Consider the following 24,502-nt stretch of genomic DNA (forward strand, 5'->3'; position numbering starts at 1 on the left):
ACTTTTAATCAAAAAGCTTAACCATGATCGGACTGTTTAAGGCTCACAATGTGTTCACCTAAACGTTCATGTTCAATGGCTAAATTTAATCGTAAACTATCGAGCAACCCGACAATATCCCCAGCCTTAAAAACACCCGCTACTTTTAGTGAAGCTAAACGTGGATCTGCTAATTCAAAGCGTGTTGCGGTATACCTACTCACTTCTTGTAATGCATCGCTAAGCGGTTCACCGTTAAAAATTAACATACCTTGTTGCCATGCTAAATCGCGCTGTACATCATCTTGTGTTAAACGCGTAATTGGCTTTGTAATACTTTCTTTTATGACCGCTTTTTCACCAGAGATGACAATACTTGCATTGATATTTTTAACCTTTGCAGTATCGTTACTGGCATTTTGTAATTGTACGAAATCATCCGCATTAACAGCGACTGAAGGGTCAGTGATCATCACTTTGCCTTCTGTCACCACTAACTCTAGATCTGATGCTGCATTACGCTGCACATTAAACACCGTACCTAACGCTGTAAATGACTTATCCCCTGCCATCACCGTAAAAGGACGGGCAGCATCTTTAGCAACGTTAAAACGTCCTTCGCCTCGAGTTAAGATCAACTGGCGACGACTCTTTGTATACGCCACTTCCAATAAACTATTGGTATTTAGTTGTACTATGGTGCTGTCAGGTAATACAAACGTGGCTTGCTCTCCCACTTTAGTACGATAAATTTTGCTGTACTTTGCCTGTTCATGAGGCGCACTAGGCCAATGCTCAATACCAATAAACATAAAACTAGCAATCAATAAAGCGGCAAAAATACTGGCAGCAATCGAAAAATGTGTGGTTTTACGCGCAGGTTTATTAATACCATGCTTATTGGGGAATAAACTACTTAGCTCATTAAGCACGCTTAATTCGTCCCACAATTGGGCTAATTCGAATACCGCATCTTGATGGGCTTTATTTTCTTTAACCCAGCGCTGGAATTGCTGACGTTCTTGCGCAGATAAACCACGATCCATGGCACTGATCCAACGACTCGCTTTAGCTTGAATAGCGTCTTTAGACGAAAACTGATGAATATTACTCATTCTCCCACCCTCCTGGCAGGTTTAATTGTAGGTTTATGCTGCTCACCCAACTGTTCATGCTGCTGCATATAATGCATCGACTGTAACAAACCTTTAGCAATATGCTTTTCGACGGTACTTTCACTTAATTTCATATGCGCTGCGATTTCTTTTTGGCTCATGCCGTATACTTTCTTTAATATAAAACATTTTCGTACTGGCTGGCTTAGCTGCTCAGTAGCGCGACAAAATAATAAGAAGCGCTCTTTTGAGGTCACTTCATCCTCAAGTTGCATTGATTTTAATGCTTGCTGGTAATCATCCGTCGTGTCTAGTGAATCACACTGTTGATTATCCCATTTTGCAATATGATTAAGCGCTAAATGCTTGGCTGTTTTTAACATGTAACTACGAGCATACTTAATATCTTGTTTTAAATCAGCCTGATAGCTTTTAACAAAGGTTTCTTGTACGATATCTTCTACATCATCTGGTTGCACAATACGCGAAACAAACCGACGCAACTGCGAAGACAACTCTAGAAATGTAGTGGATAATGCAAGCTTACGCGTCATTATTGACTGTACCTTTGTTATTATTGTTACGCTAAGAGTACGAGTTTTGGCGACAATTACAAGCGCGATTGTTAATTTTGTGGTTATTTACGCCGCTTCCCTCACAAAACACTTACACTATTTATTAATTTTAAACTAAGGGTGTGCTGAATAACGATTTCATAAAATCATAAAACACTTCTGTTTTTCGGGTGGTTAAACTGTTTTGCGGTTTCAAAAACCAAACCGGTGCATCGTTATCAGCTAACACACCTGGAAGTACTTCAATTAACTGCCCGCTGGCTAACTCTTCAAAAATTGCTAATTTCGACTTAATTGCGATTCCGTGCCCTGCAATGGCCGCTTGAGTCATATTATCTGAGTTTGAAATAGTAAAACGTGTTTTGGCGTTAAAATTAACGACTGTTTGATTGTCACTTCTTAACTTTAGTTGTCGCTGCCAAGGTAGGCATACCCAATAATGTTGTGCTAATTCAGCGAGATCAGTTGGCATACCATATTTTGCTACATAACTTGGGGCAACACATAAAATACGATGATTACTTACCACTTTACGAGAAAGCAATCCAGAGTCCGTAAGTTTCCCCACGCGAATAGCAACATCTTGTGCATCATCTACAACATTAACAAAGTTATCTGAAATCAAAAAATCTAAGGTCAGCTCAGGGTATTGCGCTTCAAATGCAATGAGTTTAGGCATCACAAACTTTGAAAACACCCAAGGCGGCATGGTGACCCTAAGTAAACCACTCACCGATGATCCCCGCGCACCAATACTATGCTCTGCATCATGTAATGCTTCTAAAATAGAGCCAACTCGTTGATAAAATACTTCACCCGCAGGCGATAAGCGAATTCGTCGGCTATCTCTGAACACCAGTACAGTTGATAACTCTCGCTCTAGCTTCGTCAGCCTATGGCTCACCGTTGCGGGTGATAGCCCTTGTGCGCTGGCTGCCGCTAACACCCCTTTGTTTTCAACAATCGCTATAAATGTTTCTAAATCACTAATACTGTACATGCAGGCCTCCTAATATGTTCAACATTTTCGAACACAGCTTTTAGTTTTACAATGTTTATTTAAATAAGCCAAACAGTATACTGGTTAACATTCAAGCCTAAGAGGAAACAATCATGAACTTAACAGCTCAAATTACCGCCTACGAGCAGCAAAAAAAAGCCAATGTACCCAGTGATATTCTTGCTGTGATGGACCAAACCACAGAACAATTAATAGCAACCCACCTTAAAGATAACGCCTTAAAGGTGGGTGATGCTGTCGCTGATTTCAGTTTAACTAACCAACATGGTGGCACAACAAGATTCGCTGACTTACTTGCCTCAGGCCCTGTCGTCATCAGTTTCTATCGTGGTGGTTGGTGCCCATATTGTAATTTAGAGCTAAAAGCGCTCAATGCACTCTTGCCTGACTTTAAAGCACTGGGAGCAAAACTTGTGGCGATTTCTCCACAGTTGCCTGATGCATCATTAACCACTGCACAAAAAAATGCACTTGAATATGATGTACTCTCAGATGTGGGCAATCAAGTCGCCGAACAGTTTGGTTTAGTGTTTACGCTCGATGAGCGCTTAAAACCTATCTATGCGCAATTTGGTTTAGATATTGCGCAAGCTAATGGCGATGATAGTTTTCAACTACCTTTACCTGCAACTTATGTTGTAGATCAACACGGGATCATCACCTACGCTTTTGCTGATGAAGATTATACATTACGCGCAGAGCCAAGTGATGTGCTTAACTCATTAAAGGTGGATAAATAATGATGCTAATTAAAAAAATACATACCGTGATTGTTACTATTTTAGTCACTTGCAGTTTATTTGGAGCAAACGTTATGGCAGATCAATCTCAGCTAAACAAACCAAAAGTAATTATTTTTGATGTAAACGAAACACTACTTGATCTTGAGTCTATGCGCACATCGATTGGTGCTGCATTGGGCGGTCGTGAAGATTTATTACCTTTATGGTTTTCAACCATGCTGCATCATTCACTCGTCAGTACAGCGATTGGGGATTATCAAGACTTTAGTAAAATCGGTGTTGCTTCATTACTCATGGTGGCACAAAACAACAAGATAAAACTCGATGCCGAGCAAGCGAAAACAGCCATTGTTACACCGTTATTAAGTTTACCCGCACACCCTGACGTAAAAGCTGCGTTGCAAACGTTGAAAGATCGTGGTTATAAATTAGTGAGCCTTACAAATTCATCTAACCATGGTGTAAAAACACAGTTCGAAAATGCTGGCCTAACCGCATTTTTTGACGCACGTTACAGCATCGAAGATATTAAAATTTACAAACCAGATTTACGTGCTTATCAGTGGGCGTTGGATAAATTAGGGGTAAAACCAGAACAGGCACTGATGGTTGCCGCGCATGGTTGGGATATTGCAGGGGCAAAAGCTGCAGGCTTACAAGCCGCTTTTATTGCTCGCCCTGGTAAAGCGCTGTATCCACTTGCAGAAAAACCTGACTACAACGTGAAAGATTTAACAGAGTTAACCGCTCTACTCAAATAAGCCTGATTTAGGTTGTAGTTCAAAGTTGATTTACCCAAATCAATACCCAAGCGATCCACTCATGGATGAGTTGTGGTCGCTTTTATTTTTGTAGTTTAATACCGCTGATAAAAAATCGTGACGTTAGGTCAATTAGCTGTTCAATTTTTTCCTCATCAAGCGCTGGCTTCCATTGGATCACTTGCTCCCAGTAGGCCATTTTTTTTAACCCACCGTAGAAAAATGCCGCTGCAATATCCGCGGGAATATCGTTTAAAATTCCAGCCTCATGTGCTTGAGCAAACCACCCTTGTAACCCTTTACCACAATCTAAAAACTTTTCTTCTAAGCGCGCCGCTTGTTGTTGATCTCGCATTGACTCAATAATCACAATACGCGACAACGTTAAATAATCTTGATCACTGCCCAACGCAAGCGATAGTCTCGCAAGCTCCTTTAACTGATCATACACAGCCACATCACTGCGATAATGATAATTTTGTAGCTGCTCAATACGTGATAATAGCAATTGCACTACGTTATCAAATAAAGCTTGTTTATTGGCATAATGCTTATACAGTGTCCGCTTTGAAACATTCGCTTTTCTGGCGATGGCCTCCATGGTCGTACCGACTAAACCACGATGTGCAAACTCCTCGATCGCAACACACAATACATCATTGTGCTTTGTATTATTTGGTTCCATACTGCCCCCAATATTTATCCAAACATGATACATGAATAAACGAACCGATAAAAAGTAAACGTAAGTGTATACCTTAAACTTGAATAGGTATACACTTGCGTTTACTTAAGCTAAATGGATTCTGCATTACTCAATGTACGTTGATCATAAAATCAATCAGTGTGTCATGCTGCTAACCTAGAAAACATTTAATACTTTCATACTTAACAATTGGAACTGTGGAGTAATCATGCGTCTGCCTTTCGCACCATCACAATTATCTTTACCTGTATTATTATTAACCTCAGCCGCATTATTACTGCAAGGTTGTAGTGAGGCACCTAAAGCCGAGCAAGCAGCAATGCACCCTGCGGCTGTTGCAACCACTATTGCAAGCTATGAAGATGCCCCTTTTACTATTGAACTGCCTGCGACCTTATCAGGGTCTAAAGAGGTTGAAGTCCGTGCCAGAGTTACTGGAATATTAGAATCACGTAATTTTGATGAAGGCCAAACCGTCAACCAAGGACAGTCACTATTCACTATCGATTTAGCACCATATCAACTCGCGGTTGAGAGTGCACAAGCCGCCTTAGACGGCGCAAAAGCGTCATTGGTGCAATCTGAGCGTGAAGTTAAACGTTTAGCAAAGCTACGCGCCGACAAGTCAGTTTCACAACGTGATTACGATAACGCCAGCTCCACCAAAGACATTGCAACTACCACGTTAGCAGCCGCTAAAGTGGCACTAAAGGAAGCACAGCTCAATTTAGAATATGCACAAGTTAAAGCACCTGTTGCGGGAGTGATGGGTCGTGAATTTGTCTCTGAAGGCACTTATGTATCAGGTCCAGATCTATTATTAACGCAGATAACTCAACTTGATCCTATTCGCTTACGCTTTGGTATTTCTGAGCGTGAGCAGTTACACATGCGTCAAGATGTCGAAAATGGCTCATTAACCTTGCCAGAAAAAGGTCAATGGCATACCAGCATTAAACTACAAGATGGCTCTTTGTATCAGCAAACAGGCAAAGTGAACTTCTCTGACGTGCGTATCAACCCTAATACCGGCACCAGTGAACTACAGGCTATTATCCCTAACCCTGATTTTAAACTACGTCCTGGGCAGTTTGTGCGTGTTAGATTAAGTGGCGCGGTTCGTAAAAACGCTTTCGTTATACCACAGCGCGCAGTGCTTGATAATGGCACAGGCAAATTTGTTTATGTAGTCGCAAAAAATGAACAAGGCGGCACAATTGCCCGCCCCGCACCAGTTGAAGTGGGCGAATGGATCCAAAAACCTGACAATCAAGGTGATAAGAACTTTTGGTTGATTAAGTCAGGGCTAAACGCTGGTGATGAAGTGATCATTGATGGTATGGCAAAGATTTTCTTTCCTGGTATGCCAGTGGCTGTTAACAATGCAACACACAACGTAAGCGCAAACTAAGCGCAGGGAGTTTTATGTTTTCTCGTTATTTTATCGACAGACCTATTTTTGCGTTTGTTATCTCTATTGTGATTGTTTTGGCGGGCCTTGCCGCCATGCGCAGTTTACCCATTGCGCAATACCCTGAAATTGCTCCGCCTGTTGTGCAAGTAACGGCCGCCTATCCTGGGGCGTCCGCTGAAGTACTTGAGCAAACCGTTGCAGCACCTATAGAAAATGCCATTACAGGTGTAGAAGGCATGATGTATATGTCATCGACTTCAACCAGTTCAGGTGCAACGACTATCGAAATTACTTTTGAAATCGGCACCGATATTGACCAAGCAGCGGTCAATGTTAATAACCGTGTTAAGCAAGTTGAAGCACGTTTACCAGAAGAAACCCGCCGCCAAGGTGTCGTTGTACAAAAAGGTTCATCGAGCTTTTTGCAGGTTCATGCGTTTTATTCGCCAGATGATAGTCGCGACAGTTTGTGGACGTCTAATTATGTGACCCTGAATATTTTAGATCGCATCAAACGCATTCCTGGTACCACCAGCGTGCAGATTTTTGGTGCTAAAGATTACGCTATGCGCATTTGGTTGCGTCCGGATGTAATGAGTCAGCTCGGTGTGACTGTTGAAGAAGTTGCCGGCGCTATTCGCAGTCAAAACTCGCAATATGCAGCAGGCTCGATTGGTGCTACCCCAACATCACAATCTGCACAAGAGCTGGTTTACAGTGTCACTGCGCAAGGGCGCTTATCAGAGCCTGAACAGTTTGAAGAGATCATTATTCGCTCAAACCTAGATGGCAGCAGTTTACGTTTAAAAGATATAGCCCGTGTTGAACTCGGCGCAAAAGATTACAACTTTAGAGGCACCATCAACGGCAAGGAAGCGGTATTATTAGGTATTTTCTTACAACCTGGTGCCAATGCCCTTGATGTAGCCGCAGAAGTTAATGGCGTACTAGCAGAAGTAACTCAGCAATTCCCTGCAGGTCTTGCTCATTTAAATTCTTACGACACCACCCGCTTTGTAGAAGTGTCGATCCGCGAAGTAGTTAAAACACTACTTGAAGCGATGGTTCTGGTATTTCTAGTGGTATTTTTGTTTTTACAAAATTGGCGCGCAACGCTTATTCCAACCCTTGCCGTTCCAGTATCATTACTTGGTACATTCGCCGGTATGTATATGCTCGGTTACTCAATTAACTCGCTAACCTTATTTGGTATGGTGCTATCGATTGGTATCGTGGTCGATGACGCTATCGTGGTACTTGAGAATGTTGAACGTATCATGCATGAAGAGCATGTTAGCGCCCATGAAGCCGCCATTAAAGCCATGAAAGAAGTATCAGGTCCAGTGGTGGCTATTGTGTTGGTGCTGTGCTCTGTGTTCGTGCCAATAGCCTTTTTAGGTGGATTAACCGGTGAATTATTCCGCCAGTTTGCAATTACTATCTCAATTGCCGTTAGTCTATCCGGCGTAGTCGCACTGACCATGACCCCTGCTTTATGTGTACTGATTTTAAAACAAGAACACAAACAAACTGCTAAGTTCTTTTTATGGTTCAATCGTGTATTCACCAGCATAACCAGTAAATATGTCGGTGCTGTAGGATTTATGGTTCGCCGTGGTGCACTCGGCTTATTGCTGATGATTGGTATGGTGTCAATCACTATTGGACTTTGGAAAAATACCCCAGGTTCACTGGTGCCCGACGAAGACCAAGGTTTTTATATCTCAGCTATTTTCTTACCTGATGGCTCGTCCCTTGAGCGCACAGAAAAAGTAGTCGCAGAAGTCATTAGTGCCGTACAGTCAAATCCAGCCAACGAAAATGTCGTGGCATTCACTGGCTTTGACTTTATCGGTGGCGGGTATAAAAATAGTGCCGCAACCTTATTCGTAACGCAAAAGCATTGGGATGAACGCGAAGTTGATACTAAGAGCCTCGTCAATGAACTGTTTATGAAAACAGCGCATATCAATGAAGCGTTGGTGTTAGCGTTTAACCCTCCAGCTATTTTTGGTTTAGGCAATACTGGCGGTTTTGAATTTTATATTCAAAACAAAGGTGCTGGCGGCCCTGAAAAGCTACAGCAAGCCATGGGATTGATGATGGCTGAAGCGCAAAAAAGCCCTGTTTTAAGCGGTTTACAAACCTTATGGCGACCGAATGCGCCGCAGCTTAAAGTTGATGTTGACCGCGAACAAGCCCGTGCTATGGGTATTGAAATTGACGATGCGTTCACCGCCTTAGCAGGTACTCTAGGCACATATTATGTTAATGATTTCAATAAATTTGGTCGTGCATGGCAAGTACTGATGTCGGCAGAGGCAGAGTTTAGAATGAAGCCAGATGACATTGGCCGAATTTATGTGAAAAACAGCCAAGGGACTATGGTGCCCATGTCAGCGTTTACTAATATAGAGTACAGCCGCGGCCCTGAAAGCCTAAACCGTTATAACAATCTACCCGCGGTTAAATTACTGGGTAATGCAGCACCGGGTTACAGCTCTGGTCAAGCAATTGCAGAAGTTGAACGTATTGCAAAAGCCGTCTTACCACCGGATATGACCTACGACTGGACCGGCTCTGCGTACCAAGAAAAACGCAGCTCAGGCACCACAGGTATCGCCTTAGGCCTAGCAGTGATCATGGTGTTTTTAATTCTTGCAGCACTGTATGAGCGTTGGTCATTACCATTATCTGTCATGTTAGCTTTGCCATTTGGTACCTTTGGTGCATTGGTTTCAATTTGGTTAGTTGGTATGACCAATGATGTCTACTTCCAAATCGGTTTGGTTACCCTACTTGGCTTAGCCAGTAAGAACGCAATTCTGATTGTTGAATACGCCTTGATGAAACATCAACAAGGTTGGAGCGCAAGCGCTGCTGCACTTGAAGCTGCTCGTCTACGTTTTAGACCTATTATTATGACCTCGTTAGCGTTTATTTTAGGCGTAGTTCCTTTGGTTATCAGTTCTGGCGCCGGTGCTGGTGCTCGTCACAGTGTCGGTACTGGGGTTATGGGCGGCATGATGGCCGCAACATTCCTAGCCGTGTTCTTTGTGCCGCTGTTCTTCTATTGGTTAACCGAGCGCAAATTAACAGAGCAGCGCTCACGTACTGATTTAGCGGATGAAATCGCAGCTCACCATAAACGAGAGCATGTTGATACTCAAGAAGGTAACGTTTAACAAAAATATAAGGGCAAACAGTAGTTTGCCCTTTCTTTTGGCTATTTGATAACTAGCAATTTAATCTCGTCAGCGCTACTATTAGGTTATTACGTTGAGGAGCTTAATTATGAACAGTGAAAAATTAACCGAGTTTGAGCAGTACTTTCAAATAGATGAAAGTAATCGTGTGAACTTGTTTGCTGTTAATGATGACAAAGTTCCTGCTACATTAGCGCAACTAGAAGCAGATATTCCCCCCTTATTTAAACTTGCCAATGAAGTCAGTGAACTTGAACAAAGCTCTCTTAGACCACTGCGTAATTTAGGGGATGTGGCACAAGAACTGGCCGTATTTTTGCAGGCGCAATCACGCAAAATTGACTTAATAATGAGTCATATTTTAGCTTCAGAGCAGCCTGAAGATAATGCTATGTATTGCGATAGTTATGGCGGTGGTGGCGTTAAATTCACCGACACCAAGGCGTATTCTATTGGCCAAGCATTTCGTACGAAACTGTTTTTACAACACGAAGCCTCAGCAATCTATTGCTACACTGAGGTCGTCGCTGTTAATCAAATTGACGATGAACATTACCAATACACACTTCTGTTTAAAGCTATTCGCGATAGCGATCAAGAGCTTGTTGTCCGTGCCAGTTTACATGCACAAACCAGACAACTTAAAAAGCGTCAACAGCAAGAAAGCAATAACTTTGATAATAAACCACCAACTGAGTAACAATAGCGACGAAAAAGCTGACATATGCGACTGAAATGCTAAACTAGCCACACCTTTGTTTGTTTATTAAATTCATGAACTTTAGACTTTTACCCGAATGGGCCGAGCAAGACGCCGTTATGCTCACGTGGCCACACCAAGCCACTGACTGGTGCGACAATTTAACCGCTGTAGAACCAGTATACGTGCAGCTATGCCAACACATCAGTCGTGTTGAGCAGCTAGTTATCATCGCGCATGATGAAGCCTTAAAAATACATATTAGCCAGTTGCTAAGCAACAATAATGTTGATTTAAGTCGTGTACATTTTGTCGTAACACCGTGTAATGATACTTGGGCACGGGATCACGGTCCGCTTACCTGCGCTGCATTAGAAGACAGCAAGCAGCTAAAAATTGTTGATTGCACCTTTAATGGCTGGGGTAATAAATTTACCAGTGATTTAGACAACAAAATAAATGCGACTCTAGTAAAGCAGCTTGCTGCTGCGGCTAATCAATACCAAGCGCTTGATCTAGTTTTGGAAGGCGGTGGCGTTGAGATTGATCAACACGGGGTATTGTTAACCACCAGTGAATGTTTACTTAACCCAAATCGCAATCCGACTCTAACCCAGCAAGACATTGAGCAGTGCCTGCGTGATCAACTAGGCGCTAGCGACTTTTTGTGGGTTGATCACGGTTATTTAGCCGGTGACGATACTGACAGCCACATCGATACTTTAGTGCGCTTTGCACCCAATGATACCTTAGTGTATGTAAAATGTGATGATGAAAGTGATGAGCATTTTACAGCCCTTGCTGCAATGGAAAAACAGCTACAAGGCTTTAAAACGACTGTTGGTGCGCCTTATACGTTAATCGATTTACCGTGGCCAAAAGCCGTTTTTAACGATGAAGGTGATAGATTGCCTGCCACTTATGCTAATTATTTAATTATTAACGGTGCTGTTTTAGTTCCTACCTATGCGGATGAGAATGATAACTTAGCACTTGCGCAAATTCAGGCAGCTTACCCTGATCATCAAATAATAGGCGTTAACTGCTTACCAATTATTCATCAATTTGGTAGTTTACACTGCATTACTATGCAATTACCCCGTGGATTTTTAGCTGGAGCATCAATATGAGCAGCCCTGCAAATTTAACCGTTGCCCTAGTGCAACAAAGTAACAGTGATAATGCCGAACAAAACATGGCTAAATCAATCGCCGGTATTCGCGATGCGGCAAACCAAGGTGCACAACTGGTGGTGTTACAAGAATTACATCGCAGCCTGTACTTTTGTCAAACCGAAGACGTAGATGTCTTTGATTTAGCTGAAACCATCCCAGGTCCAAGCAGTAATACACTCGCTGAGTTAGCAAAAGAGCTGGGGATTGTGATTGTTGCCTCACTATTTGAAAAACGTGCTACCGGTCTTTATCACAATACTGCGGTTGTGCTTGAAAAAGACGGTACCATTGCAGGCAAATACCGCAAAATGCATATTCCTGACGATCCTGGTTTTTATGAAAAATTTTACTTCACACCGGGTGATTTAGGCTTTCAGCCGATTCAAACCTCTGTTGGCAAGCTTGGTGTACTAGTATGTTGGGATCAATGGTTTCCCGAAGCTGCACGCCTAATGGCAATGGCCGGTGCTGAATTATTAATTTACCCAACAGCAATTGGCTGGGATCCCCGTGACGATAACGCAGAGCAAACGCGTCAAAAAGATGCCTGGGTCATTTCGCAACGTGCACACGCGGTTGCCAATGGTGTGCCAGTGATTAGTTGTAACCGTGTTGGTCATGAAAGTGATCCAAGTGGGCAAAGTGACGGTATTCAATTTTGGGGTAATTCATTTATTGCCGGTCCTCAAGGTGAACTGTTAGCTGAAGCCAATAACACCGATGAGCAACTGTTAGTGGTTGAACTTGATCAAAAACGCTCTGAAAATGTTAGACGAATTTGGCCATACCTACGCGACCGTCGTATTGATCATTACCAAGATCTAACCAAAATATATCGCGATTAAGAATAAATTAGCGCCTCAATTGAGGCGCATTAAAGGAGTAGTAAATGGCGTTTGCGCAATGGGCAGCCTTGCCTTGGGTAAAATCTCAAAAAGATAAAATTCAATGGGGGCAACTGACAGGCAGTGGGTTAAGTATCGCCATTGCCCAAGGTGTCAAACAACAAGATGGCTTAGTGCTGATTGTCACCCCTGATACCCCTAGTGCACTGCGCTTAGAAACCGAATTAGAATGCTTACTTCCTGATCATCCGGTCATGATTTTTCCCGATTGGGAAACGCTGCCCTATGACCACTTTTCACCTCATCAAGATATTATTTCATCACGTTTAGCCACCTTAAATACGCTAAAAAAAGAACAACAAAGTGTATTAATTGTGCCGGTTTCAACCTTGATGTTGCGAACAGCCCCTGCTTCGTTTATTTATGGCTCCACCATTAATTTTAAAGTCGGCGATATTCTGGATACGCACCAGCTGCGTAATAACTTAGAGCAAGCCGGTTACTTACATGTACAACAAGTGATGGAGCATGGTGAGTACGCCATTCGCGGTTCAATTGTTGATTTATACCCGATGGGCAGCCCGCATCCATTTAGACTTGATTTTCTTGATGATGAACTTGACACCATTCGCTTATTTGATGTTGAAAGTCAGCGCTCTGATGAAAAAGTCGAAAAAATTGAGTTATTACCTGCCCATGAGTTTCCGACCAATGAAGCGGACATTGAGCGCTTTAGGATCAACTATCGCGAAAAGTTTGGCGCCAGCTCATCCCAAGATTCTGTGTATATGCAAGTAACCAAAGGCAATTGGCCGGCGGGCATTGAATATTACATGCCGCTGTTTTTCGAGCAACTTGCCACTATCTTTGATTACCTACCAGCGCACACCACCGTGATGCAGTTAGGTGATTTAGAAAATGCAGCCGATCACTTTTGGCATGATGTGAATGTACGTTATGAAAATCGCCGCGTCGATCCCCTCAGACCTTTACTTGAACCGGTTGCCTTATATCAACCGATCAATGAATTGTTTGCCAATTTAGGCAACTTTGCCCGCATTCGCCTTTCGCAAGCAAAGCTGCCTACTAAGGCGGGAAATAAAAATCTCACTACCAGTGAATTACCGGCTGTGCGCATTGATCATAAACTGCATGAACCGTATCAAGCGTTTATCAATTATGTTGCCGCGCAAAAAAAACAAAAAGGCCGTATTTTACTGTCGGTTGAATCAGACGGTCGCAGGGAATCTTTACTCGCCATACTTAAACCCAGTGGTCTAAAATTTAAAGAGTTTTTATCATTCGACGAGTTTGTTAATAGTAGTAGCGATGTAGGGCTGATTGTCAGCCCATTAGAACAAAGTGTGGTGCTAGGCACTAAGCCTGTATTATCAATTATTACAGAGCAAGAGTTACTCGGAATTAAAGTATCGCAGCGCCGTCGTCGTAAACATAAATACGAAGCCAGCCAAGATGCGTTAATTCGTAATCTTGCAGAGCTTAAAGTAGGCCAACCTATTGTTCACCTTGATCACGGCGTAGGCCGCTATCAGGGGCTACAGACGATTGATGCAGCAGGTTTGATCACCGAATTTGTTACTATCACCTATGCTAATGATGCAAAACTGTATGTGCCGGTATCAGCACTGCATATGTTAAGTCGTTATTCTGGAGGGGAAGAAGCCAGTGCCCCACTACATAAACTGGGCTCAGATGCATGGGAAAAAGCGAAAAAACGCGCAGCTGAGAAAGTCCGTGATGTGGCAGCTGAATTACTCGACATTTATGCTAAGCGACAAGCAAAACCAGGTAATGCCTTTAAGCTTGATGGCGCAGCTTATCGGGTATTTAGTGATAGTTTTCCGTTTGAAGAAACTGACGATCAACGCAATGCCATCGAGGCTGTGTTAGGCGATATGCAAAGTAAACACGCTATGGACCGACTAGTCTGTGGTGATGTTGGTTTTGGTAAAACAGAAGTTGCCATGCGCGCCGCATTTGTTGCAGTGAACGATAACAAGCAAGTTGCGGTATTAGTTCCAACCACATTACTTGCACAACAACACTATGAAAACTTTAAAGACCGCTTTGCTGATTTACCCATTGAAGTAGGTGTACTGTCTCGCTTTAATTCGCCAAAAGAGCAAAAAGACACCTTAGAAAAAATGGCCAAAGGTACCCTAGACATTGTCATTGGTACCCATAAGCTTATTCAGCAAGATATTATTTTCAAAGACTTAGGCTTATTAATAGTCGACGAAGAGCACCGTTTTGGGGTTCGTCAAAAAGAAAAAATCAAATCATTGCGTGCCGATGTTGATATTTTAACGCTAACGGCAACACCTATCCCACGGACTTTAAACATGGCCATGAGTGGTATGCGTGACTTATCAATCATCGCCACCCCACCTGCGAAACGTTTGGCAGTAAAAACATTTGTTCGCCAACGCGATGCTGATTTAATAAGAGAAGCGGTGCTGCGTGAAATTAAACGCGGCGGCCAAGTCTACTTTTTACATAACAATGTTGAAACTATTGATCGTGTCGCTGAAGAAATTAGCGAGTGGGTGCCAGAAGCAAGCGTTGCCTCTGCGCATGGACAAATGCGCGAACGAGATTTAGAGCAATTGATGAGTGAATTTTATCACCAAAAATATAATGTATTAGTGTGTACTACGATCATCGAAACGGGTATTGATATCCCAACAGCTAATACCATTATTATGGATAGAGCCGATAAACTGGGTTTAGCGCAATTACATCAGCTGCGCGGTCGTGTTGGCCGTAGCCACCATCAAGCCTACGCCTATTTATTAACGGGTAATCCAAAAGCACTGTCCAAAGATGCTGTAAAACGCCTTGAAGCGATAGAGTCTCTCGAAGATTTGGGCGCAGGTTTTGCGCTTGCGACCCATGATTTAGAAATTCGTGGTGCTGGTGAACTATTAGGCGATGACCAATCCGGACAAATGCAAACCATCGGCTTTAGTTTATACATGGAAATGCTAGAGCAAGCGGTGAAAGCCCTACGTGAAGGTAAAGAGCCAACCCTTGAAAACTTACTCCATCAACAAAGTGAAGTCGATTTAAAACTCGCAGCTTTATTACCTGATGACTATATTCATGATGTTAATGCGCGATTAGGAATTTACAAACGAGTTGCCAGCTGCGCTAATATTGATGATATGGATGAATTACAAGTTGAACTGATCGATCGCTTTGGTTTATTGCCCGATGCCACGAAAAACTTGTTTAGTTTGCAGCAGCTCAAACTCAAAGCCAGTGAATTAGGAATTAAGAAAATTGAAGCGAATCCTAAGGGTGGCTATTTCGAGTTTAGCCAACATACTAAGGTTAACCCTAGCTTCATTATAGGTTTGATACAAAGTGCGCCTAAGGTGTACAAAATGGATGGTGCAAATAAGTTGCGCTTTGCGATCAATGAGGCAAATGCCCGTGAACGCTTAAAAATGGTCACTGCAATGATTGCAGATTTCGAAAAAAAGGTTAGCCATTAATGTTGCTTAAAAAATCTCTGATCCTACTGTGCTGCGTATTCAGCAGTGCAGCATTTGCTGAGCGTTGGTTTGAAGTTGAAGTACTCATTTTCAAACAACGCCCTGCCCCTTATCTGCAAGAAGATTTTAGTTTGGAGCAAGATCCAATCAGGGCCAAGCGTAGCCTTGATTTACTGACACCACTTTATAGCGAGCAAGCAAAACAAGACTGTATAAATGGTGACAGCCGTTTTAATTCACAGTCATTAACCGACTCAGTAATTGGTGCCAGTCACTCTAACTTATGTGATGACAGTATTGATTATTTACACAGTTACTCAAGCTTACCAATAAGTCCATTAGCGCCAGCTAAAGACGATATGGAGCAAACCTACTTACTTGCCCCAGAGCAGCTACAATTTAAGTCACAACAACAAGAATTGATACGCAAAGGTCTGAGGCCTTTACTGCATACTGGTTGGCGTTTCGCTGGAGCAAGTCAGTCTCGCTCTGAGCATATCAAACTATTTGCTGGTAAATTATTACGCGCCCCAGTCGTTGCCTCTACATCACAATATTCAAATAATGACTTCATTAGTTTAGTGAGCTCGAATCAACCCATTGTCCCCGAAATTGAACAAGCGGCTGATCAATGGGAGTTAGATGGTATCTTTAATATTTACCTGCGCCATTACTTATTTATTAACGCTAGTTTTGATGTTAATGAAAGCCTACCTAATGGTGACATTCAGCATGCTCGATTTTCACAATTTAAGCGGGTAATAAGTGGCGAGATACATTATTTTGATCATCCTAAAATGGGGATGATCGTGCAAATTAGAAAATTTAAACACTAAATAAAGGAAGATAATCAATGAAAAAGTTTTTCATTATCGCGGCAGCATTGAGCCTTGCAGCCTGCTCAAAAGTAAGTTTAGAAAATTACGAAAAGATCGAAATAGGTATGGATAAAACCGAAGTTGAAGCCATCTTAGGGAGTGCAGATAGTTGTGTAGAAAAAACCCTACATACAAACTGCACATGGGGTAATGAGAGTAAAAACATCGAAATTACGCTAGTGTCTGATAAAGTATCTTTATACAGCAAAAACGGTTTAGAGAAGTAAAAATCAAACCAGATGGAACATATCTCCATCTGGTTTTATAAAATCTACCACCAGTATACTGGGTAATGGCGTTTAGGATTGCGTGATAAATTATTAACTAATAACCCCACCAATAACATAATTGCAGCTCCTGATAACACAGGACTTATTACATAGAAATACCCAAGTTTCTGTATCGACTCACCACCGATCACAGCAATCAATGCTGTTGCCCCGCCTGGCGGGTGCAATGTACGGGTTAAATGCATCACTGCTATTGATACTGACACTGCAAGCGCACTGGCCAACATTAAATCGCTGCCTAAAAATTTGGCAACGGTTACTCCTACCAGAGCACTAAAAAAATGGCCACCAATCAAATTGCGTGGTTGAGAAAACTCAGCCAATGGCGCACCATAAATAAGCACTGCAGTAGCCCCTAAAGAGCCAATTAAATATAAGTTACTTAGTGGGTCAAACTGTAAGCTTTTACCAATCATAGCCACTAAGTAAATCCCCAAGAAAGAGCCAAGTAATGACCATAGAATTTTACTCATCGGTTTACGTGGCGGGCATTGGCTTGTTGCTGTCATTCTAGAGATAAGCAGACGCATTGTACTCCCATTAAGGCAGAATAAAGAGGGTGATAATACCTGATAGCGATTGAAAATAGACTAAATTATTTATTCCATTTCGCTATAAATAAGCTCAATGTTAACTATTTTACTTCTGTTTAAAGTGATCTTATAACGTTGGTATTTTATCTCCTGAGCACTTTGATAAGAAACCACCACATTCAATTGGTATCTACGCTCTACACTTTGTTTAGATATCTTATTATTATCAATATGATATAGCTTACCTTCACCCTTTTTTAAGTTACGCGTAAATGCAGCTAAACTGAACTGTAAATTCTGTTGCAAACTATCATAGCCAGGTAAAAACTCTTTAGCGCTCACCCGAATCTCACTGGCAAAATGCAACCACTGCGCCGCTTGTTTATTTTGCTGGCGCCGCTTTGAAAATATCTTTCTAACATCCTCAGGAATATGCCTAAAACGGGTATATTCAAGCCATATATATTGTGTGGCTATTTTGTCTTTAGTTACGCTATTACGAAATTGAAATCGCCATTTGGGCCGTCCTTTTACTATTGCTCGCCAAATTACTCGGGTAATATCTTCTTTAAAAATTTCCCGCATACCATAAATGGCACCTAAAATAATCACTAAGGTAGCTGTCACTTCAGTAAACGAGATCCGGGCATTCAGTACAACCACCATCACAAATGCCATTATGATTGCGGTAACAGTGCCTTTAACGAGTCGTTTTAAATAGCTGTTAAGGTGACGAGTACTCCGGTTCAACACCACCCCATGCTCAATCAAACGCTGTAATAAGCGCATTTTATTAGTAAGTCGATTAGCATCAAGCAACGTCGATTCTGAGTTATATTGTTGTTCATGGCGATAGTCTTGCTCAGCTTTACAAAAATTCATCAGCTCAGTGCGCTCTTTGGCGTAATCACTACTGCGTGGTCCTTCATCAAGCAACTTTAAAAATGACTGCTCAATATGCCAGCTTAAATAATTGTCAGCATTGGTGTAAAACGAAATCAGCTTCTCGTCATCAGGGGTATAACGTCTTAATTTTTTTAGTAAGCCCTGGCTTAACTCACACAACTCAATGGCCCGCTGATAGAATTCATCAAGCTCTTTAATCTTTAATGTATCTTTAATATCTGTATCAATTGCTAAGCGCACTTGATAGCAATAGAGGTTAAGATTTTGCCGGTAATCTTGCTGTTCGCCTTTATTTTTACTGACAAAGCGACTACGCACTAAAGGTAAATGGATATTATTGGCGTTATAGGCTAAGTGCGATTTAAAGTGATTATTAAAATACGCTTCTTCAGTGAGCGTTTGTGGGTTGATCCCCATTTCATTAGGGATAGAAAAGTACAAGTCAATACGCTGTTCAGAGCGCGGACTCAGTTCTGGTTCGATAATAAAGGATAAGTTTTCATCCTGTTTTAACAATCAACTCTCCTAAAAAAATTTAGATACGTTTAGTTTACTGTTACACCTGTGTTTGTTCAATAAAAAAGGCCTAGTAAAAACTAGGCCTTAGAAAGAATCAAAGTCAGTTACTGATTAGAATTTAACATTCACACCAGCAAAGAAACGACGACCTAATACATCGTACGTGTACGGGTCGGTATTTGAATCATTATTACCTGAGTAATAAGGTGCTTGCTTATCAAATAAGTTGTTAACACCTGCAGATAATGAAACTGTATCATTGATCAAATAAGAACCACTCACATCATGATAAATAACAGTACCAACATCTGGAACTAAACATTCACTATCTGCAGCTAAGCAAGAGTAACTGTCTAATCCGCTGATATAACGCGCTTGATAACGTGCATCCCAGTTATCACCAGCTACATTCAATGTAAAGTTAGTTTTCAGATCAGCATAACTACCGATACCTGATGTAATTACCCCAGTGTAATCAATTGAGTTAGTACCTGTATCAACAATATATTCATCAAGTATTGTTACATCTAGGCCGGTACGCCATGCAAGACCAGCTGCATCAAATGCATATGTGAAGTTAAGGTCATAACCTTTAGTTTGTTCAGCACCAATGTTTTGTAATTGGTTGTTGAAGCTGATTCGACCCGTACTCTGATTAAAGTTAATGTTTGCAGACTGACATAAAGCAGTACCAGTATTTGCGTAATTACCTGTTGCAGCATCAAGACAGCTATCAACAATATATTGGTTATTTACACTAGAGATAGAGTTCTCAATCTGAATATCATAGTAATCAACAGTCATAGAGAAGCCATCAAACCAAGAAGGAGCATATACAAAACCAGCAGTCACTGTATCAGCCAGTTCAGGTGTTAACTGATCATTACCACCAACAGTCACTTCAGCTTGGTCTTGAGCACCTGGGAATTTCACATTTTCAAATGAAGGTGATTTACCTTGGTATAATTCAGACACAGTTGGAGCACGGAACGCAGTTGAACGTACCGCACGAAGCATCAACTCATCGTTTACACGCCAAGTTAAACCAAGCTTCCATGTTTCATCTGAACCAAATGTGCTGTAATCAAATGCACGTACTGCAGCACTTAAATCAATGTTATCAGCAAAAGCTGTATCTGCAACTAATGGAATAGCTAATTCAAGATAAGCTTCGTTCACGTCAAAACGACCGCCTGTAGGCTCAACACGCGGATCATTTGCAAGACCTTGTGAAGTTAATGAGTCTGGTACATACCATGCTTTTTCTTCACGATGTTCAACACCAGCAGCAAAACCAACATAACCTGCTGGAAGCTCCATCACTTCGCCGTTAAGACCTGCAGACACAACAACTAATTGGCTACCACCAGAGTTATTTTCTGTGTAATTGTATGGTGCTAAATTCTCAGCAGTCCAATCAGCTTGATCTAATGGGTTGAATGTACCTGCACCAATTGCATCTTGGATTGAGCCCATATTTAAAAGGTTTGTTGCACGGTCAACGGCATCATTACGACCGAATACAACAGAAGTATCCCAGCCCCAACCATTATCTAAGTCACCTTCTAGGCCTACAACAGTTCGAACAGTATCAACTACTTGCTCGTAACCACGAGGACCAATATCCGACATACGACGACCATACGAGATAGCTTCACCATCTGCAACACCGTGAGATATTAGTGAATCTCCCATGCTTGCTTGATCATAGGTAAAATCAAACCATACAGGTTGCGGCGCCATTTGTTGTGTAGACCAACGCTTAGAATATGTGAATTCAGAAAATAAACGCGTGTCATCTGTTAACTCAAAATGGCCGATACCTGTTAAATTTAAGCGACGCATTGGTGTATACAAGTAACTGTCTGGTGCAAAATTGTATGCATCATTCTCAGCTACATAGTCATGCCAGCCACCGTCAGCTTGACCTTGTAAGTCAGCAGTTTCACCCCATACTCGCCCATTTGGACTGTAAGGTGAGCCGCCGCAATAGAAACTAGCATTATCAAAATCTTCTTCTATCGGGCATGATGAAAAATCACGATCACCCTGAGAAGCTTCACCGCGGTCAGTGTACTGAAGACCAATAACTACGTTACCACGGTCAAAGCTAGAACCCATTGTAATGTCAAATGATGTTTCATCTGCATCACCTTCACCAGTGATAGCACCATTAAGGTTCATATCAAGGCCTTCAAAATCATCTTTTAAAATGATATTTACAACACCAGCAACCGCGTCAGTACCATAAACAGCAGATGCACCATCTTTAAGTACTTCAACTTGCTTGATCATTGATACAGGGATAGTGTTTAAATCAACTGTAGACGCTGCACCAGTACCTGAGTTGATCATACGACGACCATTTACTAATACTAATGTACGTTGTGCACCTAGACCACGAAGGTCAACGCGAGCATTCCCCCCAGATCCATTGTTAACAGCGGGGTTAGTCATAGCACCACTAGCTGCCGTCATTTTTTGTAATACACTATCGATGCTACTTGCACCCATAGCTTGAATTTCATCTGCACCGATCAAAGTTACTGGGCTTGACGTTTCCATGTCTGTGCGTTTGATACGAGAACCCGTTACTTGGATTTTTTCGATTGATTGTGCTGCTTCGTCTGCAGCTATAACACTTGTTGAGAACATAGGAATTGCTGAAATAACAGCTAAACCAAGAATTGATTTTTTCATGTGAAACCCTACTTGTTGGAAAAATACCTTGCTCAGGTAGTGCTCGTTATTATTAGAATCACGAGTCAACGGAGGGCAACTTAGGTGGATTTAACTGAACGAAAACTGAATGGATGGAGAATAAATACCACAGCCATTTTAAACAAACCTCAACAAGGTACAAAAGTTAATGAATGTTTCATTGTTAATTACTTAATACTTTTTACATTCAACAAGATAGAGTAAATATAAAACATTTAAACCATGTATGCAACCAAACTGATTAAGTTTGTAATCATATGTAATTAAAGGGAGTAAATACCTAAATCAGAAAATTTCACAACTTAATCACATCATTTTAGTATAACTGTAAAACTGAGTAAGAAATGCTAACCATACTTATGCAGAAACTTTGCGTATTTAAGCGATTGCTTGCCTCATTTATATCTTTACATGTAGATTTAATACTATTCATTACAGCTTCACATATAAATAAAGTTGCCTAATGCGCAAGAGGAGAGCTGCTTGAAGATACTTGGATTGGTATGAGTATAAAGGAAAGAAAGGTTACTTTTATTACAGTAAAAACGAGTAAGATATTGTGAAGAATAGAACTTAAGGAGCACAACAGACAATTCTCTGCACTTAAAGTCTACAAGCATGCTTAGTTAACAGTGGTATGGCGCAGGTCGCGTTACAGAATAATCAACCTGTTACGATAAAATGGCAGTTAAGGCTCAGGTCAATAAATCACATCAAAGTAATAAAATATAGGCTCAGCGTGTTCTTGTTGATCTTTAAGCACTAGCACTAATTTCCACGTCATGTTTCGCTCAGCACATATACCAACCATGGTATTCGCTACTAATATATCCTCACGAGATTCAAATAAAACGGGAATAAAGCCCATATACATTATTACGCCCTCGAGCTTCGCACTGTGCACTGTAAAACCATTCGGTACTGACAAGTGAATTTCAAAAGGTGTTTCTGGTGTTATATTTGGTTCTGGTAACCAAACCTTTACCTGATCCTTATAATGGCATAATTGGTTACTTTCACAGCTTGCGGCTTGGCTTTGCTCTTCTATACTTATTGTTTGCGAATCACATGCTATTAATAACTTTAGTACACTTAAAAACACAATTAACAATTTAATTGGCATAGCATTCCTTGAGGAAAATAACAGCGGATACTAATCAGCGTACCGTTAAAATACAACCATTGCGCAGAATTAATACGCAAATGTATAAGAAAGTGTGTCAAAAATAGCCAACTGCGTGAGAAAAATTGATTGATGTCATAATTTTATGCAATTGACCTATCTTTTTTAGGTCAAAAAATTTATCATTTCCCTGCAAATATAAGGGTTTCTCGAGTTTGTTTTCTGAAGCAGTCAAGGCTTTGAGGGTTTTTGATAACATACTTGTGAATAATAGTAGGCCCCACTTTTTATAAGTGGGTAATTCATTTCTAAACGCATAAATTGCAGCGGAAGCCAGAAAATGAGCCAAACAGTAGCATCACAAACTGAGTACAACTATAAGGTTGTACGCCAATTCGCTATTATGACAGTGATTTGGGGCATCGTTGGCATGAGTATTGGGGTTCTGATTGCTGCCCAATTAGCTTGGCCAGCACTTAACTTTGATACACCATGGTTAACTTACTCTCGACTTCGTCCGTTACACACGAACGCAGTTATTTTCGCATTTGGTACAAGTGCACTTTTTGCTACGTCGTATTACGTCGTACAACGTACCTGCCAAACGCGCCTTCTCTCAGATAAATTAGCAGCCTTTACATTTTGGGGCTGGCAATTAGTTATCGTACTTGCGGTTATCACACTGCCTTTAGGTATTACCAGCTCAAAAGAATACGCAGAGCTTGAGTGGCCAATCGATATACTAATTGCGGTGGTATGGGTTACCTACGCAGTCGTATTCATGGGTACAATTGCAAAACGTAAAGTATCACATATTTATGTAGCAAATTGGTTCTATGCGGGCTTTATTATTACAGTAGCTGTACTACACATTGTTAATAGCATGGCTGTTCCAGTTTCACTTACTAAATCATATTCTATTTACGCGGGTGCGGTAGATGCAATGGTGCAGTGGTGGTATGGACATAACGCTGTAGGTTTCTTATTAACAGCAGGCTTCTTAGGTATGATGTATTACTTTGTACCAAAACAAGCAGGCCGTCCGGTTTATTCATACCGTTTATCAGTGGTTCACTTTTGGGCATTGGTTTCTCTTTATATTTGGGCCGGTCCTCACCACTTACACTACACTGCACTTCCTGACTGGACACAAAGTTTAGGCATGGTTATGTCTATTATCTTATTTGTTCCTTCATGGGGCGGTATGATCAACGGTATCATGACGCTATCAGGCGCATGGCACAAGTTACGTACTGATCCAGTATTGCGTTTCTTAGTAGTGTCATTATCTTTCTATGGTATGTCTACCTTCGAAGGTCCGATGATGGCAATCAAATCTGTAAATGCCCTCTCTCACTACACTGATTGGACAGTGGGACACGTTCACTCTGGTGCACTAGGTTGGGTTGCGATGATTTCTATCGGCGCGATTTATCACCTTATTCCTGCGTTATTCTCGCAAGGTCGTATGTACAGCGTGAAACTTGTTAATACACACTTCTGGTTACATACCGTAGGTGTTGTACTTTATATTGTTGCAATGTGGATCTCAGGTGTTATGCAAGGCCTAATGTGGCGTGCAGTGAACGCTGACGGTACATTAATGTATAGCTTTGTACAGTCGCTACAAGCATCTCATCCTTTCTATGTTATGCGCTTCTTAGGTGGTGTATTCATTGTCGCTGGTATGCTCGTTATGGCTTATAACGTGTACCGTACAATTTCTGCGAAAAATGATTCGTTGAAGTTAGACGCGCAAGCACAGTTAGCATAA

At 41.5% G+C, this 24,502-nt stretch carries 19 protein-coding genes; 11 read left to right on the forward strand and 8 right to left on the reverse strand.

Annotation, left to right across the window (positions count from 1 at the left end; all coding sequences use genetic code 11):
• Window positions 1-17: 17 nt before the first annotated feature.
• The 3 genes from PHAL_RS0104910 to PHAL_RS0104920 form a co-directional block, all read right to left on the reverse strand.
• A complete protein-coding gene (locus PHAL_RS0104910; RefSeq protein ID WP_016707310.1) occupies window positions 18-1,094 on the reverse strand; it encodes a FecR family protein in 1,077 nt (358 codons plus the stop codon).
• Window positions 1,091-1,648, reverse strand: coding sequence for an RNA polymerase sigma factor (locus tag PHAL_RS0104915; protein ID WP_016707311.1), 558 nt, complete (start codon window positions 1,646-1,648; stop codon window positions 1,091-1,093). The genes PHAL_RS0104910 and PHAL_RS0104915 overlap by 4 nt, the downstream gene beginning before the upstream one ends.
• A gap of 130 nt (window positions 1,649-1,778) precedes the next feature.
• A complete protein-coding gene (locus PHAL_RS0104920; RefSeq protein ID WP_016707312.1) occupies window positions 1,779-2,669 on the reverse strand; it encodes a LysR family transcriptional regulator in 891 nt (296 codons plus the stop codon).
• Window positions 2,670-2,782: 113 nt separating this feature from the next.
• On the opposite strand from PHAL_RS0104920, the gene PHAL_RS0104925 reads away from it, so the two are divergent.
• Both PHAL_RS0104925 and PHAL_RS0104930 read left to right on the forward strand, forming a co-directional pair.
• Window positions 2,783-3,430 carry a peroxiredoxin-like family protein gene (locus tag PHAL_RS0104925; RefSeq protein ID WP_016707313.1) on the forward strand — a complete coding sequence of 216 codons (648 nt, stop codon included), beginning with the start codon at window positions 2,783-2,785 and terminating at the stop codon, window positions 3,428-3,430.
• A gap of 74 nt (window positions 3,431-3,504) precedes the next feature.
• Window positions 3,505-4,194, forward strand: a complete 690-nt coding sequence (locus PHAL_RS0104930) for a haloacid dehalogenase type II (protein ID WP_036980543.1) — start codon at window positions 3,505-3,507, stop codon at window positions 4,192-4,194.
• An 82-nt stretch (window positions 4,195-4,276) separates the two neighbouring features.
• On the opposite strand, the gene PHAL_RS0104935 is transcribed toward PHAL_RS0104930, so the two are convergent.
• The gene (locus tag PHAL_RS0104935; protein ID WP_016707315.1) at window positions 4,277-4,879 is read right to left on the reverse strand and encodes a TetR/AcrR family transcriptional regulator; all 603 of its coding nucleotides are present in this window, start codon (window positions 4,877-4,879) and stop codon (window positions 4,277-4,279) included.
• A 229-nt stretch (window positions 4,880-5,108) separates the two neighbouring features.
• Between PHAL_RS0104935 and PHAL_RS0104940 the strand changes: the two genes are divergently transcribed.
• The 8 genes from PHAL_RS0104940 (at window position 5,109) to PHAL_RS0104975 (ending at window position 16,863) form a co-directional block, all read left to right on the forward strand.
• Complete coding sequence (locus PHAL_RS0104940) at window positions 5,109-6,311, forward strand: efflux RND transporter periplasmic adaptor subunit (protein WP_016707316.1); 1,203 nt, start codon at window positions 5,109-5,111, stop codon at window positions 6,309-6,311.
• 14 nt (window positions 6,312-6,325) lie between these two features.
• Window positions 6,326-9,499: an efflux RND transporter permease subunit gene (locus PHAL_RS0104945; protein WP_016707317.1), complete on the forward strand. Its 3,174-nt coding sequence runs from the start codon at window positions 6,326-6,328 to the stop codon at window positions 9,497-9,499.
• 109 nt (window positions 9,500-9,608) lie between these two features.
• Window positions 9,609-10,220, forward strand: coding sequence for a hypothetical protein (locus PHAL_RS0104950; RefSeq protein WP_016707318.1), 612 nt, complete (start codon window positions 9,609-9,611; stop codon window positions 10,218-10,220).
• Between the two features lie 74 nt (window positions 10,221-10,294).
• Window positions 10,295-11,350 carry an agmatine deiminase family protein gene (locus PHAL_RS0104955; protein ID WP_016707319.1) on the forward strand — a complete coding sequence of 352 codons (1,056 nt, stop codon included), beginning with the start codon at window positions 10,295-10,297 and terminating at the stop codon, window positions 11,348-11,350.
• Window positions 11,347-12,240 (forward strand): carbon-nitrogen hydrolase, encoded by an 894-nt coding sequence (locus PHAL_RS0104960; RefSeq protein WP_016707320.1) that lies wholly within the window; start codon window positions 11,347-11,349, stop codon window positions 12,238-12,240. Before PHAL_RS0104955 ends, PHAL_RS0104960 begins: the two co-directional genes overlap by 4 nt.
• Window positions 12,241-12,284: 44 nt before the next feature.
• Complete coding sequence (mfd, locus tag PHAL_RS0104965) at window positions 12,285-15,758, forward strand: transcription-repair coupling factor (protein ID WP_016707321.1); 3,474 nt, start codon at window positions 12,285-12,287, stop codon at window positions 15,756-15,758.
• Complete coding sequence (locus PHAL_RS0104970; RefSeq protein WP_016707322.1) at window positions 15,758-16,594, forward strand: peptidoglycan binding protein CsiV; 837 nt, start codon at window positions 15,758-15,760, stop codon at window positions 16,592-16,594. Before mfd ends, PHAL_RS0104970 begins: the two co-directional genes overlap by 1 nt.
• Window positions 16,595-16,611: 17 nt before the next feature.
• The gene (locus PHAL_RS0104975) at window positions 16,612-16,863 is read left to right on the forward strand and encodes a hypothetical protein (protein ID WP_016707323.1); all 252 of its coding nucleotides are present in this window, start codon (window positions 16,612-16,614) and stop codon (window positions 16,861-16,863) included.
• Window positions 16,864-16,907: 44 nt separating this feature from the next.
• Here PHAL_RS0104975 and PHAL_RS0104980 read toward each other — a convergent pair whose 3' ends face one another.
• The 4 genes from PHAL_RS0104980 to PHAL_RS0104995 form a co-directional block, all read right to left on the reverse strand.
• Window positions 16,908-17,456, reverse strand: a complete 549-nt coding sequence (locus tag PHAL_RS0104980) for an HPP family protein (protein WP_029216028.1) — start codon at window positions 17,454-17,456, stop codon at window positions 16,908-16,910.
• 69 nt (window positions 17,457-17,525) lie between these two features.
• The gene (locus PHAL_RS0104985) at window positions 17,526-18,881 is read right to left on the reverse strand and encodes a hypothetical protein (protein WP_016707325.1); all 1,356 of its coding nucleotides are present in this window, start codon (window positions 18,879-18,881) and stop codon (window positions 17,526-17,528) included.
• A 114-nt stretch (window positions 18,882-18,995) separates the two neighbouring features.
• Window positions 18,996-21,584, reverse strand: coding sequence for a TonB-dependent receptor plug domain-containing protein (locus PHAL_RS0104990; RefSeq protein ID WP_016707326.1), 2,589 nt, complete (start codon window positions 21,582-21,584; stop codon window positions 18,996-18,998).
• A 721-nt stretch (window positions 21,585-22,305) separates the two neighbouring features.
• A complete protein-coding gene (locus PHAL_RS0104995) occupies window positions 22,306-22,728 on the reverse strand; it encodes a hypothetical protein (protein ID WP_016707327.1) in 423 nt (140 codons plus the stop codon).
• Window positions 22,729-23,068: 340 nt separating this feature from the next.
• Between PHAL_RS0104995 and ccoN the strand changes: the two genes are divergently transcribed.
• Window positions 23,069-24,502, forward strand: coding sequence for a cytochrome-c oxidase, cbb3-type subunit I (gene ccoN, locus PHAL_RS0105005; RefSeq protein ID WP_016707329.1), 1,434 nt, complete (start codon window positions 23,069-23,071; stop codon window positions 24,500-24,502).

It is taken from the genome of Pseudoalteromonas haloplanktis ATCC 14393, assembly GCF_000238355.1.
In the GTDB taxonomy this organism is placed as follows: Bacteria; Pseudomonadota; Gammaproteobacteria; order Enterobacterales; family Alteromonadaceae; genus Pseudoalteromonas; species Pseudoalteromonas haloplanktis.

Coding starts and splice junctions, on each gene's coding strand:
- ccoN (WP_016707329.1), top strand. CDS start 23,069: ATGAGCCAAACAGTAGCATCACAAACTGAGTACAACTATAAGGTTGTA.
- PHAL_RS0104950 (WP_016707318.1), top strand. CDS start 9,609: ATGAACAGTGAAAAATTAACCGAGTTTGAGCAGTACTTTCAAATAGAT.
- PHAL_RS0104945 (WP_016707317.1), top strand. CDS start 6,326: ATGTTTTCTCGTTATTTTATCGACAGACCTATTTTTGCGTTTGTTATC.
- PHAL_RS0104910 (WP_016707310.1), bottom strand. CDS start 1,094: ATGAGTAATATTCATCAGTTTTCGTCTAAAGACGCTATTCAAGCTAAA.
- PHAL_RS0104975 (WP_016707323.1), top strand. CDS start 16,612: ATGAAAAAGTTTTTCATTATCGCGGCAGCATTGAGCCTTGCAGCCTGC.
- PHAL_RS0104940 (WP_016707316.1), top strand. CDS start 5,109: ATGCGTCTGCCTTTCGCACCATCACAATTATCTTTACCTGTATTATTA.
- PHAL_RS0104970 (WP_016707322.1), top strand. CDS start 15,758: ATGTTGCTTAAAAAATCTCTGATCCTACTGTGCTGCGTATTCAGCAGT.
- PHAL_RS0104980 (WP_029216028.1), bottom strand. CDS start 17,456: ATGCGTCTGCTTATCTCTAGAATGACAGCAACAAGCCAATGCCCGCCA.
- PHAL_RS0104915 (WP_016707311.1), bottom strand. CDS start 1,648: ATGACGCGTAAGCTTGCATTATCCACTACATTTCTAGAGTTGTCTTCG.
- PHAL_RS0104925 (WP_016707313.1), top strand. CDS start 2,783: ATGAACTTAACAGCTCAAATTACCGCCTACGAGCAGCAAAAAAAAGCC.
- PHAL_RS0104960 (WP_016707320.1), top strand. CDS start 11,347: ATGAGCAGCCCTGCAAATTTAACCGTTGCCCTAGTGCAACAAAGTAAC.
- PHAL_RS0104920 (WP_016707312.1), bottom strand. CDS start 2,669: ATGTACAGTATTAGTGATTTAGAAACATTTATAGCGATTGTTGAAAAC.
- PHAL_RS0104955 (WP_016707319.1), top strand. CDS start 10,295: ATGAACTTTAGACTTTTACCCGAATGGGCCGAGCAAGACGCCGTTATG.
- PHAL_RS0104935 (WP_016707315.1), bottom strand. CDS start 4,879: ATGGAACCAAATAATACAAAGCACAATGATGTATTGTGTGTTGCGATC.
- mfd (WP_016707321.1), top strand. CDS start 12,285: ATGGCGTTTGCGCAATGGGCAGCCTTGCCTTGGGTAAAATCTCAAAAA.
- PHAL_RS0104990 (WP_016707326.1), bottom strand. CDS start 21,584: ATGAAAAAATCAATTCTTGGTTTAGCTGTTATTTCAGCAATTCCTATG.
- PHAL_RS0104995 (WP_016707327.1), bottom strand. CDS start 22,728: ATGCCAATTAAATTGTTAATTGTGTTTTTAAGTGTACTAAAGTTATTA.
- PHAL_RS0104930 (WP_036980543.1), top strand. CDS start 3,505: ATGGCAGATCAATCTCAGCTAAACAAACCAAAAGTAATTATTTTTGAT.